This window comes from Deefgea rivuli DSM 18356 (assembly GCF_000620145.1).
In the GTDB taxonomy this organism is placed as follows: domain Bacteria; phylum Pseudomonadota; class Gammaproteobacteria; order Burkholderiales; family Chitinibacteraceae; genus Deefgea; species Deefgea rivuli.
In genome coordinates this window covers 117,616-131,218 of record NZ_KK211082.1, presented here as the reverse complement: position 1 = coordinate 131,218, position 13,603 = coordinate 117,616, and the positions used below count along the sequence as shown (strand labels likewise).

At 50.2% G+C, this 13,603-nt stretch carries 16 protein-coding genes; 8 read left to right on the top strand and 8 right to left on the bottom strand.

Annotated elements, in window-relative coordinates; all coding sequences use genetic code 11:
• The first annotated feature begins 40 nt into the window (after positions 1–40).
• The 4 genes from Q320_RS0113395 to Q320_RS19870 all read left to right on the top strand — a co-directional run bounded on the left by Q320_RS0113395 (position 41) and on the right by Q320_RS19870 (position 3,767).
• Positions 41–475 (top strand): disulfide bond formation protein B, encoded by a 435-nt coding sequence (locus tag Q320_RS0113395; protein WP_027469423.1) that lies wholly within the window; start codon positions 41–43, stop codon positions 473–475.
• Positions 472–1,128 carry a DsbA family protein gene (locus tag Q320_RS0113390; RefSeq protein ID WP_027469422.1) on the top strand — a complete coding sequence of 219 codons (657 nt, stop codon included), beginning with the start codon at positions 472–474 and terminating at the stop codon, positions 1,126–1,128. The genes Q320_RS0113395 and Q320_RS0113390 overlap by 4 nt, the downstream gene beginning before the upstream one ends.
• Before the next feature lie 219 nt (positions 1,129–1,347).
• Positions 1,348–2,838, top strand: a complete 1,491-nt coding sequence (locus Q320_RS0113385) for a carboxypeptidase M32 (protein WP_027469421.1) — start codon at positions 1,348–1,350, stop codon at positions 2,836–2,838.
• 311 nt (positions 2,839–3,149) lie between these two features.
• Positions 3,150–3,767 (top strand): 3'-5' exonuclease, encoded by a 618-nt coding sequence (locus Q320_RS19870; protein WP_051534742.1) that lies wholly within the window; start codon positions 3,150–3,152, stop codon positions 3,765–3,767.
• Here the strand turns inward: Q320_RS19870 and Q320_RS0113375 are convergent.
• Positions 3,764–4,669, bottom strand: coding sequence for a LysR family transcriptional regulator (locus Q320_RS0113375; protein WP_035853741.1), 906 nt, complete (start codon positions 4,667–4,669; stop codon positions 3,764–3,766). The genes Q320_RS19870 and Q320_RS0113375 overlap by 4 nt on opposite strands.
• A 98-nt stretch (positions 4,670–4,767) precedes the next feature.
• Here Q320_RS0113375 and Q320_RS0113370 point away from each other — a divergent pair, with 98 nt between their 5' ends.
• Positions 4,768–5,367 carry a short chain dehydrogenase gene (locus Q320_RS0113370; RefSeq protein WP_027469419.1) on the top strand — a complete coding sequence of 200 codons (600 nt, stop codon included), beginning with the start codon at positions 4,768–4,770 and terminating at the stop codon, positions 5,365–5,367.
• A gap of 45 nt (positions 5,368–5,412) precedes the next feature.
• Here the strand turns inward: Q320_RS0113370 and Q320_RS0113365 are convergent, their stop codons facing one another.
• The 6 genes from Q320_RS0113365 to Q320_RS0113340 all read right to left on the bottom strand — a co-directional run bounded on the left by Q320_RS0113365 (position 5,413) and on the right by Q320_RS0113340 (position 9,655).
• Positions 5,413–6,336, bottom strand: coding sequence for a TIGR01777 family oxidoreductase (locus tag Q320_RS0113365; protein ID WP_051534741.1), 924 nt, complete (start codon positions 6,334–6,336; stop codon positions 5,413–5,415).
• Positions 6,337–6,402: 66 nt separating this feature from the next.
• Entirely contained in the window at positions 6,403–6,870 is a 468-nt protein-coding gene (locus Q320_RS0113360; RefSeq protein WP_027469417.1) for a DUF2269 family protein, read from the bottom strand.
• Positions 6,871–6,926: 56 nt separating this feature from the next.
• On the bottom strand, positions 6,927–8,162 hold the full coding sequence (locus Q320_RS0113355) for an SDR family oxidoreductase (protein WP_027469416.1): 1,236 nt from the start codon (positions 8,160–8,162) through the stop codon (positions 6,927–6,929).
• 8 nt (positions 8,163–8,170) lie between these two features.
• Positions 8,171–8,434: a hypothetical protein gene (locus Q320_RS0113350; RefSeq protein ID WP_027469415.1), complete on the bottom strand. Its 264-nt coding sequence runs from the start codon at positions 8,432–8,434 to the stop codon at positions 8,171–8,173.
• A gap of 164 nt (positions 8,435–8,598) precedes the next feature.
• Positions 8,599–8,994 carry a thiol-disulfide oxidoreductase DCC family protein gene (locus tag Q320_RS19865; RefSeq protein WP_035853737.1) on the bottom strand — a complete coding sequence of 132 codons (396 nt, stop codon included), beginning with the start codon at positions 8,992–8,994 and terminating at the stop codon, positions 8,599–8,601.
• A gap of 118 nt (positions 8,995–9,112) precedes the next feature.
• Complete coding sequence (locus tag Q320_RS0113340; protein WP_027469414.1) at positions 9,113–9,655, bottom strand: GbsR/MarR family transcriptional regulator; 543 nt, start codon at positions 9,653–9,655, stop codon at positions 9,113–9,115.
• A gap of 245 nt (positions 9,656–9,900) precedes the next feature.
• Here Q320_RS0113340 and Q320_RS19860 point away from each other — a divergent pair, with 245 nt between their 5' ends.
• The 3 genes from Q320_RS19860 (at position 9,901) to Q320_RS0113320 (ending at position 13,000) form a co-directional block, all read left to right on the top strand.
• On the top strand, positions 9,901–10,518 hold the full coding sequence (locus Q320_RS19860) for a hypothetical protein (protein ID WP_051534740.1): 618 nt from the start codon (positions 9,901–9,903) through the stop codon (positions 10,516–10,518).
• 143 nt (positions 10,519–10,661) lie between these two features.
• Positions 10,662–11,639: a sulfite exporter TauE/SafE family protein gene (locus Q320_RS0113325; RefSeq protein WP_027469413.1), complete on the top strand. Its 978-nt coding sequence runs from the start codon at positions 10,662–10,664 to the stop codon at positions 11,637–11,639.
• Between the two features lie 161 nt (positions 11,640–11,800).
• Positions 11,801–13,000, top strand: coding sequence for an MFS transporter (locus Q320_RS0113320; RefSeq protein ID WP_027469412.1), 1,200 nt, complete (start codon positions 11,801–11,803; stop codon positions 12,998–13,000).
• Here the strand turns inward: Q320_RS0113320 and Q320_RS0113315 are convergent.
• Positions 12,997–13,563, bottom strand: coding sequence for a hypothetical protein (locus Q320_RS0113315; protein WP_027469411.1), 567 nt, complete (start codon positions 13,561–13,563; stop codon positions 12,997–12,999). The genes Q320_RS0113320 and Q320_RS0113315 overlap by 4 nt on opposite strands.
• Between the last annotated feature and the right edge of the window lie 40 nt (positions 13,564–13,603).

Sequence of the window (13,603 nt, the reverse complement as noted above, 5' to 3'; positions counted from 1 at the left end):
TCTCGACCTAATTCACCGTATTTAATCAATGAGCTAAACAATGAGCCCACCGCAAATTAAACCTGCGCACTGGAATATGATTTTCCTTTGCTGGGTGATCGCCGCTATTTCCACGCTAGGCAGTCTGTTTTTGAGTGAAGTGATGGCAATGCCGCCGTGTCTGCTGTGTTGGTATCAGCGGATTTTTATGTATCCATTGCTGTTTATTTTTAGCGTCGGTTTATTTCCATTTGATGCTCGCTGTACTCGCTATGCGCTGCCCTTAGCCATTGGCGGTTGGCTGGTCGCGCTGTATCACACTCTGCTTTATCACGGCGCGATCCCAGAAAGTATGCAGCCTTGTTCGCAAGGGCTGTCATGTGCCCAAATGCAGCTAGATTTATTTGGCTTTATCACAATTCCACTTTTATCTTTAGTGGCTTTTTCACTCATTATTGCGCTGCTTTTCGCCGTGCAAAAAGGAACCCAAAAATGAAACGTACGACACTGATTATTCTTAGCAGCATTGCATTACTCGCCGCCTTTGCCGTGGGGGCTTATGTCTATACCAATCAACAAAATCAAGCGCAGCAGCAGTTGGCGCAAAACAGTGGGCAAGCGCTGAATCGTTTTGGCGCGCCCTCGATGGGCGCAGCCGATGCCAAAGTGCATATTGTTGAATTTTTCGATCCAGCTTGCGAAGCATGCCGCGCTTTTTATCCCTATGTAAAAAACATCGTTAATTTTAATGGGGGCAAAGTCAAACTCACGCTGCGCTATGCGACTTTTCATCAAGGCTCAGATTACGTCGCCAAAGCGTTGGAAGCGACGCGCGTGCAAAATAAATATTGGGAATCGGTAGAGGCAGTGCTGGAGGCGCAGCCAGAATGGGCTTCACACGGCGCGCCGCAGCCGGAACTGATTTGGAATGCCTTGGCCGCCATCGGCGTTGACATTGAGAAAGCCAAATTGGATATGAATAGCCCGCAAATCGCCACCCGGCTCGCTCAAGACACGGCGGATGTGGCCGCACTGAATGTTAAAAAAACGCCGAGTTTCTTTGTAAATAGCAAACCACTCACTCAATTTGGTGCCGATGAATTTAGTGCTTTAGTTCAGGCCGAAGTGAAGGCGGCTTATGGGCAATAATTGGGCTTCCTTGAATCGCTAATTGAAGCGAATAATTCAACGATGTATTTAAGATAAGGTCGAAAGCTCAGAAGTAGCTAGTTTGGTCTGAGCTTTCGATTTTAAAAGTTGATTTGCAGATTCTGAATATCACTCAATGCGCACTGCGCCTAAAAACCGATTGTGCATTTACCGCCAGCGCTGGCATCATCGCAGCACCTTTATTGTTTCCGAGTATTGATGATGCAGCCAACGGCCTACTCACAGCTAGTCACTTTGTTTACCCGCATTTACCGTTATGAACATTTAGCGGCGCTGGCGGGTTGGGATCAGGCGGCGATGATGCCGACTGAGGGTAATGCGGCGCGCGGCGCGGCGATGGCCGAATTGGATGTGTTAATCCATAACAGCCTGACCGATCCGGCGCTGGCTATGGCAATAACAGCTGCGAGCAATGAAGCGTTGACTGATTTCGAGCAAGCCAGCTTGCGTGAAATGCAGCGCCGCTGGGAACACGCCAACCTTTTGCCCGCCAGCTTGGTCGAAGCAAAAACCTTGGCGGGATCATTGTGCTCGCACGAATGGCGCACGCAGCGCGCGAATAACGATTGGGACGGATTTTTAGTCCATTTCCGCGAAGTAGTACGCTTGTCGCGCGAAGAAGCGCAGCTACTCAGTCAGCGTAGTGGTATGTCGCCGTACGAAGCGTTGATGAATAAATACGAGCCGGGTATGACGTGTGCTGAGCTGGATCGGATTTTTGGCGATGTAAAGCAATGGCTACCAAGCTTGATCCAACAAGCGATAGCCAAACAGGCTCAAGAGGCGACGATTGCGGCGCAAGGTCCGTTTGCGATTGAGGCGCAGCGCACGTTGGGGCTGGATGTGATGAAGCTGCTGGGATTTAATTTTGCTGCCGGTCGCCTTGATGTGTCGCATCATCCTTTTTGCGGCGGCGTGGCCGAAGATGTACGCATCACAACGCGCTATACCGACGTTGATTTTACGCAAAGCATGATGGGCATCGTGCATGAAACCGGCCATGCGCGTTACGAGCAAAGCTTGCCGCGTGAGGCGGTGCATTTGCCGGTTGGGCAGGCGCGCTCGATGGCGATTCATGAAAGCCAAAGTCTATCGTTTGAAATGCAATTAGGTCGCAGCCCCGCTTTTTTAGCTTTAATTCAGCCCTTGGTGGAACAGCATTTAGGCAAGCAAGAGGCGTTTTCCGCCAGCAATCTCGCCAAAATCTATACCCGCGTTAAGCCCGATTTTATTCGTGTTGACGCCGATGAACTGACCTATCCAGCACATGTGATTTTGCGCTACGAAATTGAGCGCGCGCTTATTAATGGCGAAATCGAGGCCGACGATATTCCGGCATTGTGGGATGAAAAAATGCAGGCTTATTTGGGCGTCGATACCACGGGCAACTTTAAAAATGGTTGTTTGCAAGACATCCATTGGACCGATGGCGCATTTGGCTATTTCCCAAGTTACACGCTGGGCGCGATGTACGCGGCGCAATATTTTGCCGCCATTCGTGCCGCACATCCTGATTTGGATCAGCGCATTGCGGCGGGCGATTTAGCGCCTGTGTTCGACTGGCTTAATGAGAATATTTGGAGCCAAGCCAGCCGTTGGGAAACCAGCGAACTTATTCGCCGCGCGACTGGCGAAGCGCTCAATCCGCAGCATTTTCGCCAACATTTAGAGCTGCGTTATTTGGCTTGATGTACCGTCATTGAATTCAGAGTTGTGGATGGGTAGGACGATGCTTGCTTATGGTATATCTGCCTGATTATGAGCCTTTTTAAACTTGATTTCGTCATTCCGGCGAAAGCCGGAATCTAGCTGCAATGCTGGTTTGGCCGTTGCTCTGGATACCGGCTTTCGCCGGTATGACGATTTTGAGATAAATCGCTAATTAGATTTAATCAATAGGGTATTTCAATCTAGCCATTATTAATTAAGGATTAGATAGCAATACCCATATAAATATAAAATATTGCCGCGCTAGATCCTGCTTGCGTTATCATCTTTGGATGATAAGTGAAGAAATTTTACCGCCGTATTGCGGCGTGGCGATGGGGGATGTGGTGCTGGTGCAAACACCGGACGATTTTGCGCGTGCTTTGGCAGTGCTCAGTCGTGCTGATGTGCTGGGTTTTGATACCGAATCCAAGCCTGTGTTTCATAAAGGCCAAGCATCGAACGGCCCACATTTGATTCAACTGGCGACGGATGAACAAGTTTTTCTGATTCCGATTGGCCGTGGTGTGCAGACCGATGAAATCAAAGCCATTTTAGAATCGCCGACGATTTTGAAAGTGGGCTTTGGTTTGAGCGATGATAAGCAACGCTTGCACGCCAAACTGGGCGTTTCAACCGAAAACGTTCTCGACCTAGCTCGTCTGTTGCGTACCGAGCCACGCTGTGACGTTGGCGCGAAAACGGCAGTGGCGCAGTTTTTTGGCCAGAAACTGCAAAAATCGAAAAAAATCTCGACGTCTAATTGGGCGATCTCGCCCTTGAGTGATAAGCAAAAACAATACGCCGCCGATGACGCGCAAGTCGCGCTGCGCGTGTATCGAGCTTGGCTGGCGCGCCAAGCCGCAGCGCCGGAAGTTGCCGCTGATTTACCGCTTAGCGATACGCCTTAAGGCTGCGCCGCAAACCATTCCTTCAAAAATTCTATCATCACGCGCACTTTGGCCGGTTGCGGCGTGCGCGGCGGATAGACCAAATACAGCTCGTGCCGAGTCGATTTGGCTTCGGGCAAGATGCGAATTAATCTTTGCTGTGCTAAATCATCAATCAGCAAATAGCTGGGCAAGCGCGCAATGCCGGCTCCCGCCAAAGCCAGATTCCGAATCAGCTGATAATCGTTGACTTGCAGCGGGCTATGAATCTGCACCGGCTGCTCGATGTGATCAAACTGCCAAGCCAATGGGTTTTTAAAATGGCTATTGGCAATGCACGGCCAATCTTTAAGCTCGTTGACGTGTTGCGGCGCAGGCTGATCTTTAAATAGCGCAGGCGCGGCGACCAGCCAATCCTCCGCCTGCGTAATGGGCGTTGCAATGACGCGTTCATGCGCCGCCGGTTTGCTGCGGATCGCCAAGTCAAAGCCTTCACTTTCTAAATCCCGAATATCCCGCGACAAATCAAGCAGCACTTCAACCGCAGCATAGCGCTGTTGAAATGCAATCAAGGCTTGCGCCATAAAGGTGCCGCCAAAACTGGTCGGCACGGTGATTTTAATTTGCCCACTAATTTGGCCGCTGGCCTCATGCACCGCTTGTTCGGCTTGGGCTATCCATTGTGGCCATTGCTGGCAATGCGCCAGATACACGCGACCTGCTTCGGTCAGACTGAGCTTGCGCGTGGTGCGAAATAAAAGCTGCACGCCGAGCTGCTTTTCTAATTGCGCCACACGACGACTGGCCAGCCCCTTGGTGTAGCCGAGTTTTTCTGCTGCGGCAGTAAAGCTGCCATGTTCGATGACGGCAGCGAAGGTGATTGCGGCCAAAAGTTGCTGATTTAAATCTTCGATTGGTTTCATAAAGTAAACAATAGGTTTATTTTTAGCTGGATTTTAAATTATTGGTGATTTGTTAAGATGTAATCAAGTTTAATTTCAAGCACTTTTAGGAGAACAAGATGAAAATCATCGTGATTGGTGCAGCAGGTGCAGTCGGTCAAGCTGTTGTCAAAGAATTGGCCGCGCGGCATGAAGTGATTAGCGCGGGGCGCAATAGCGGCGATATTCGCGTTGATCTAAGCGATATCGCGAGTATTGAAGCGATGTATCAACAAGTCGGCGCGGTGGATGCGGTGGTGTCAGCGGCGGGCAATGTGCACTTTGGCGCACTCGCTGAAATGGGCGCAGCGGAATTTGCCATTGGAATTAACGATAAATTGATGGGGCAGGTGCAATTGGTGCTGATTGGCCAAAAATACCTGAACGATGGCGGCAGCTTTACTTTAATTAGCGGCGTGCTCAGCCAAGACCCGATTGTGTACGGCAGCAGCGCCAGCATGGTGAACGCCGGCTTGGAAGGTTTTGCTCGCGCCGCCGCCATTGAATTGCCGCGTGGCCTGCGTATCAATGTGGTGAGCCCAACGGTACTCACCGAATCCCTGCCCAGCTACGGGCCGTATTTCCGTGGCTTTGAATCAGTGCCCGCCGCTAAAGTCGCGCGCGCCTTTAGCAAAAGCGTCGAAGGCGCACAAACGGGGCAGGTTTATAGCGTGATTTAAGCGCTGATATAAGAAACCAGCCGTATGGCTGGTTTTCTATGACGATTACTTACCTATGTATACGTTCAAAGCGCTTTTTAAATCTAGGTATTTAAAGCTATACCCCTCATTCAGTAGTTTTTTTGGCACTACGCGCTGGCCTTTGGTGAAGAGCGCGCCCATTTCTCCGGCCAGCGTATTGATGATGCAAGCGGGTGTGACCAGAAAAGTCGGTCTATGCAGAGCATCGCCGACGGCTTTAGCAAATTGGGCTTGTGTTGGCGCTTCGGGTGCTGTGAGGTTATAAGCACCGTGCATTGTGTCATTGTCAATTGCGCGCAAAATCACCGCGATGACGTCGTCTCTATGAATCCAGCTCATTACTTGTTGCCCATCGCCCATACGGCCGCCAAGTCCAAAATAATACGGCGTAATCAGTTTGGGGAGCGCGCCACCTTTGGCATCGTGCGAGCAAAATACCAAGCCTAAACGCAGCCGCACGACGCGTACGCCAAAATCCTCCGCTTTGAGCGCTGCCGCTTCCCATTTCTGGCAGAGTTCGGACATAAATTCGTCCTGCGCTGGCGCAGTTTCATCCAGTGCCTCGTCGCCACGGCAGCCGTAATAGCCAATGGCTGAGCCATTAATGAGCACGGCAGGCTTTTGCGCCGCCCGCGCAATCCATGACATCAGACCTTCTGTTGTGCCGACGCGGCTGGCGAGTAAAACTTGTTTGCGTGCCGCCGACCAGCGCGGACCAACGACGGGGCTACCCGCTAGATTAATGACCGCATCAAAAACTTGATCATTTTTTAAATCATCCCAATTAGAAAATGCAGTCACTTTCCCATTCAATTTAGCGATTGCGGCGGTAGGTTGGCGGCTAAATAAACTCACTTGATGGCCTGCGGCAAGCAGTTGCTTGACCAATTCAGTACCAATAAAACCGGTGCCGCCAGTGACGAGAATATGCAGGTTTGGATTACTCATGATGTGCATCCTTTGAAAGCAAAAAATAGAATGGTCAGATTGCAGATTAAAGCTGTATCACTCAGTTTAGAATGGTTTATTGACCATTAGCCAATAGACGATAATGAGGCTGATAAAAGCGGGGAATCCCAGCACAGTCCAGATTTTCTCAAAACGCCAGTAGCGTTCTGGTAAAGGTTCGTTATTTTTCGCGGCGATTTGTGCCATATCGCGCATTTTCAATTGCAGCCACACCACCGGCAGCCAGCACGCGCCCGCAATTGCGTACAGCACCATAGACCAGAGCAGCCATTGCGCTGTGAGCGGGTAACCCAGCCAATGCGCCATCAGCAAGCCTGAAATCGGCTGGAAAATCACCGACGGCGTCGTAAACCACCAATCCGCACGCGCCACCCAGCGCGTAATCACCGCAATCGCCTGCACATTGCCGCTGCGATTGGTCACAAACATATAAAACGCCGTGCCAAAGCCGGTACCAAACATCAGCGTTGCCGACAAAATATGCAGCCATTTGATCAAGAGATAGTGTTCCATGATGCGCTCCTTGTTGATTAACTAGAATATTTTTGCTTGTGATTCGTGTTTGAATTTTATTTTTGACGCGTGTTACTGAGCTGATCAAACATCAATAACAAAGCCAGAATCGGCACGTTTTTCAGCAGCGGCCCGAACGGGTGCAATAAAAATTGCGGCATCGCAATCGCAATGACGACGCTGTAAAACAGCACCAAGAGTAATTGCCAGCGCCAAGCGATATTCAATAAGCAGGCCAAGCCAAACGCCGCATCCATCGCCACCGAGCCATAAAACATAAGCGCTTGTAGGCTGCTTGGAATACCCACTTCACCGAGCAGCGCATAGCTCTCATCACGCGGCCAGCCCCATAAACTCACCGCTGCAGTTAAAAACCACACCAGCGCTAATGCAATGCGCAGCATCGGCAGCATCCATCCCAACTGTGCGGTGCGGCGAATTGCGGCGGCTTCATCGGCTGCGGGCAATGCGGCTTTGGGCGCGCGGCCAAGTAATTCAGCGAAAGGCTGCACATCGGCGCAATTACCTGCGCGCAGCATTGCTAAACTATCGCGGCTCAATAATGATGATGGTAGGTATTTAGCCATGGCGCTTGCTAGCTGTTGCATCCATGGCAATACCTTAATAGTGACTGCTGGCCGCATTGCCATGGCCTGCCGGAGTTGCTGCCACCATTGTGATAGTGGCATCGCTGCGGGGCCGACCACATTGATGATTTGTCGCTGCGCAACTGGCGCTTCAATTAAGCGGACTAAGAGCGCAATGACATCATCTAAATGCACCGGTTGAACGTCACCGCAGCCTTGTAAATCAGCCAGCAAGAGCAGGCTGGCGATGCTGCATAGGGCGCGGCTGCTGCGGCCATTTGCAGCATAAATTAGCGAGGGCCGGATGATGCTCCAGTTCAGCGAGCTGGCGCACAGCACGGCATCGGCTTGGCCTTTGCTGCGCCAATACGCGGTGACTGCATCGGGCGCTGCGCCTAAGGCCGAAACCTGAATCACACGAACGCTAGTTTGCTCACAAGCAGCAAACAGCGCGATTGGTGCATTAACGTGTAAATCGCTAAACGTTTGCGAAGGGCTCTCATTAAAAATCCCCACCGCATTGACGACCACATCAACGCCATCGAGCAAAGGCAACCACACCTCAGCGCTGCGTAATTGCGCAAAATCGCCATAAATCGTATTGGGCGCGCGGCTGCGGCTGAGTGTGCACACATCGTGGCTGCTGAGTTGTGAGGCGAGTGCCGAGCCTATCAGGCCGGTGCCGCCAAGGATGAGGATACGCATGATGATTCCTAAGCGATGACGTTATGTGGCTGCACAGTGTCTGTTGCGACTTCAGGCGGTGGCACCAAGCGTTTCCAGACAATATTGGCAATCGACATCACCGCGACTAAATGCCCCAATAGCAGCCAAATCATTGCAGTACGCAGCGAATCGACGATATTGCCGTCAAAGTGGCTGGCAAAAACGAGCACCAAGAGCATCGGGATTAAGAGTTGCAACGCCGCAAGTGTGTGCCGCCAGTAATGCAGCGCCGCTGCCGGGGCAGCTTTCATCAAGTAACTGGCCAATCGCCGCTTGTTGCCAGCAAATAAACACGCCGCTACTAATCAGGCTGAGAGTCAGAACAGTAATAAAGTAAGAGAGCGCAGACATGATTTTCTTCCTTGTTGATAGTTTACTTTTATTTCTGTTAAAACAGAAACAAATGGGCAAATGTTTACATTTTGCAGACACCGTCTTTGCAACGCGGCGCAAAGCCGAGTAGGGCGCTGATGCGATAACGATGTTGTGCAATCCACGCATACAGCTGTGTAGCCGCTGGGCGAGTGATTTTCCAAGTGAGCGGCCCAGTCCACCAGCCGCTACCTATGCTGCGGTACAGCGCCGCAATCGCATCAACGCCGATTAGCATCACGCCATCATCGCGACGTATATGCAGCAAGCGCTGCATCTGCGCCATTTCCAGCCCATACCCATAGGTACTCGCATCAAATTTCGGCGCGCTAATATCTATGGCGGTGAAGCAATTTTTCCTGTCTAAGCGCAGTAGGCGCATCACTTCAAAGCGGCACATAGGGCAGGCATTATCAAAAAAAATCTCGTAGCGTGGCATGATTATCTCCTTGGTTTAAAGCGAAAAATCGATGTTTGATGCTGTGATGTAAGCGCTTGAAGCTCAGCGTTTTTTTAGGGTTTGAAATTTTTTATTTGTTTGGCATTACCATTAAAACCTAAACATCTTCCTTACCAAATAAAGAAGCCAATTGACCCAGTTTGCTGCCCATTTTGAGTAATTTAATCACTGTGCTCGGCGGTAGCTTTTTAAAATCGTCGTAGCCTGATAGCAATACTTCTAAGAATTCCAACACTTGATCCATTTTCTCGCGCGTTGCCGCTTCGATTTCGGTATCCGTTTCAGCTTCAATCGCGCATTCGCGTAGGACTGTTAGCGTTGGATCAAGCTCGCGTTTTTTGCGTTCTTCAGTGATAACGCGGAAAATTTCCCACACATCTTGCAGCGCTACAAAGTGATCACGGCGGTCGCCCAGTTCATGCTGTACTTTGACCAAACCCCAGCTTTGCAGCTCTTTGAGGCTATTGCTAACATTTGATCTAGCCACGTTCAGTGTTTCCATAATCTCGTCAGCGGTCATTGGATTGTTGGCTAAAAATAGCAGCGCGTGGATTTGTGCCACGGTGCGATTCACGCCCCAACGCGTCCCCATTTCGCCCCAATGAACGATGTATTTCTGCATGGTTGGGCTGAGCTTCATTGTTATTCCTTTGTTTCTGTTATTACAGAAATTAAATACCTAAAAGCACTTCGCTGCAAGTAATTTTTTTGTTTGCGTGTGGATAAAAACACAATGTTAAGGGCAAGCAGAATCTCTATATATTCAGCGTGTTTTAACTTTAGCGGGCCATGTCGGAGTAGCCTGCTTTTGTGTGTTAGGCTCGTCATGGCTATTTAGCTTTGATTGTAAGTAAGTTTTTTTTCTTGATTTCATGGAGCAGTCCAATGACCGGTATTTTCGACAAAGTAAAAGAACTTTTTGGCGCCGCAGAGCAAACTGTAGAGGCGGCAGCCGAGCAAGCTGCAGCCAAAGCGGCTGAGCTGGCAGATAAAGCGGGCCAAGTCGCCGATCAGGTGGCGTTTAAGGCGGGTGAGTTAGGTGATAAAGCTGCGATTGCTGCCGATCAGGCTTGGGATGCGACGAAACAAACCGCCGCCGAAGTGGCTGCAAAAGCCGAATCAGTGGCTGATCAAGCTGCATTAAAAGCCGCCGAGCTCGCTGATAAAGCAGGTCAAGCTGCTGATCAGGCAGTGCTAAAAGCGGGTGAGTTGGGCGATAAAGCAACGATTGCAGCGGATCAAGCTTGGGATGCAACGAAGCAAACTGCGGCTGAAGTTGCGGATCAGGCGGCAGCAAAAGCGGCAGAGTTGGCCGATAAAGCCGGTCAAGCGGCTGATCAGGCAGTTTTTAAAGCCAGCGAGCTGGGTGATAAAGCGCTGATTGCAGCGGATCAAGCTTCATTGAAAGCCAGTGAATTGGCTGAAAAGGCGGGTGAGCGTGTTGAACAGGGGATTGCCAGCGTGAAGCAGGCGGTTTCGGGGGACGATACGCCCAAGGCGTAAGGTTTGAGTGGCATCAATAGAAAACCGAGCTTAGCTCGGTTTTTTTTATAGAACTAATGGTTATTTGTTATTTATAAATTAGTCTATTTAGGTATTAAAACTTCGCTTACACTTTGGGCTTAATTTTGTTTTTGGTTGTTGCCATGAAAATTCGCCATCCCGATTTAAGCTCATCCCAAGAAAATATTGAGCATCAAGCCATAGGCATTCCTCCGCTCGATGAGGCGGTGGGGAGCGAGCGGCAATTTTGGCAACGCAAACGCTATCTTGGCTTGGCGCTATTGGTCTTGGTGACGATCATTGCGTATGCCTTTCAAAATCTACCTGAGCCAATGCCACAGCGTATTTTGACTGGTGCGCATTATGTACTGACCTCGCCAATGTTTTGGTTGGCCGTCGCGGTAGGGTTCACGGCGCAGGCGATTGATGGCGCGCTAGGTATGGCTTACGGAATTAGCTCGAATACGTTTTTGATTGGCATTGGCGCGAGCCCAGCGTCTGCGTCGGCGGCGGTGCACGTGGCCGAAGTGTTTACGACGGGTTTTTCTGGCCTGTCGCATTTGAAATTTGGCAACGTGGATAAAGCGCTGTTTAAGCGTTTGGTGTTTCCTGGTGTGGCGGGGGGCGTGGTCGGTGCCTATTTGCTGACCAGTATTGATGGCAAGTTGATCAAGCCTTTTATTGCGGCTTATTTATTGCTGATGGGTTTATATATTCTGCGCAAAGCGTGGCTGGCAACACATCCTAAGCCGCATTCAAATGAAATCAAACACGTCGCGCCGTTGGCATTACTCGGTGGTTTTGTCGATGCAGTCGGCGGCGGCGGCTGGGGGCCCGTGGTGACGTCGACCTTAGTCGGGCGTGGCAATGATCCGCGCAAAACCATCGGTACTGTCAATGCGGCTGAGTTTTTCATTGCGTTTTCGACCGCCGGGGCGTTTTTGCTGTGGGCAAAAATGGATCACTGGCTGTTGGTGGCGGGCTTGATCGTCGGCGGCTTATTCGCCGCGCCATTCGCTGCATGGCTGTGCCACAAACTCAATGCGCGCACTTTGCTGTGGTTGGTCGGCACTTTGATTTCAGTATTGAGCTTATTTAATTTGTATCGTGCTTTGATTTAAATTAGTGCCTTCGTGGTTTGAGTGTTAGAAAATACAATGGGTATTGCTGTCTAGTCTTTATAAATTAAAGCCTAGGCAGCAATACCCATTTTGTATAATTCTACATTGTAATAAGAATCAATTCGGGTAGACTATTGAATTACCTTTTGCAAGGTTTTGCTATGTCATCCTCCTCCCGCCAAGAATTCGCCATGCTCATTACCTTGATGCTGGTGATGTTCACCACCATCGCCGATTTCATGATTATGATGCCGCTGGCATCATATTTAATGGCCGAATTTCAGATTAATACCGCCCATTTTGGTTTATTAGTTTCTTCGTATTCATTGGCTGCGGGTTGTTCGGCGCTGTTGGCTTCATCACAAGCGGATCGCTTTGATCGTCGCCATGCTTTGCTGTTTTGCTACGCCGGACTCATGTTGGCAACGTTGGCTTGTGGTTTAAGTAATAGTTTTTATACGCTACTGGCCGCGCGTGTATTGGCAGGGATTTTTGGTGGTGTGATTGGTTCGATTGCGCTGGCAATTGTTGGGGATTTGATTCCAGTTGAGCGCCGTGGTCAGGCGATGAGCTGGGTGATGTTGGGTTTCTCGATTTCAGCCGTCGCGGGTGTGCCGTTGGGTTTATGGTTGGCGGCGCAAAGTGGTTGGCGGATGCCGTTTTTCGCATTGACGGGAATTTGCGCTTTAGTGGCGGTGGCGATGGTGCGCTTTATTCCGCCAGTTCGCGCGCATTTGGCGACGTTGAACCGCGATGCAAGCTTTGTGGATAGCTACCGCGAGCTGTTGCAGGTGCGCAATCATTGGTGGGCGGTCGGTTCGACGGCGATGCTGATGGTGTCGGGCTTTATGGTGATTCCATTTATTGCGCCCACGATGGTCGCCAATGTGGGTTTGCCAGTCAGTGATTTAATGTATGTGTATTTGGTGGGCGGCGCGGCGACTATTTTTAGCCGCCCTTTGATTGGTAGCCTGACGGATAAATACTCGGCGAAAAAAGTCGTTGCATGGTTGGTGATTGCGAGCTTTGTGCCGATTATCTTAATTACGCAAAATTTTATGCTGAGCCTGCCTTGGCATTTGGCGATCTCGGCTTTGTTTTTTGTGTTTGTTAGTGGCCGCTTTATTCCCGCTTCAACGTTAGTGACTGCGGCGACGCAGCCGCATTTGCGTGGCCGATTGATGGCGTTTAATTCAGCGGTGCAAAACTTTGCATCGGGTGCAGCTTCTTTATTGGCGGGTTTGATGCTGACGCAAGATGCGCAAGGGCATTTGCATCATTACGGCTGGATTGGTGTGCTCAGCTGCATGGCTGGATTGGCGGCGATTTGGATTGCACGGCATATTAAGACTGTTTCTTAAAAGCTGATTTTGATTTGTGCCGCGACAAATCCCTCTAAATCAACGGATTTAATCGTCGGCACAATCACCAAATTCACCCCAAAGTGATAGGGCGTTTCTAGCGAAATCAACAATCCAGCGGCGGGAATGACGGGGTAATTATTTTTTTCTGTTTGGTATCCCGTGAGTAAACCCGCTGTAGCGCCCAACGACAGATTTCCATCTTTACAAAATTCCCATTGCAGCGGCGTCCAAGCCAGTTGCACATACAGCGAAGTTTGCCGAATTGAATTGCGGTAGCCGCCCAGCATCCAATGCCAGCGCCCATTGCTGCGCTCGAGGCCTATTCCTGGATTATTTTCAGAGAGTTCACCATGATTGGCCATTTCGCGATTGTAATGACGCGTCCATACCGGCGTGGTAATCCACGTTCGCCAATCGTTGTGTGTATTCATGCCGGATAAAAAATCGGGCGTGTTTTCGCCAAATGCTTGGCTAACTACATTCTCATCGGCACGAGTTAATTCCGTGGCACAGCACAGCAGCAGAATGAGCAATAGCTTGAATGGATCAGTTTTAGGCATAGGTCGGCCTTATTGATTATTTTTAGAGCGAAATAAGGCT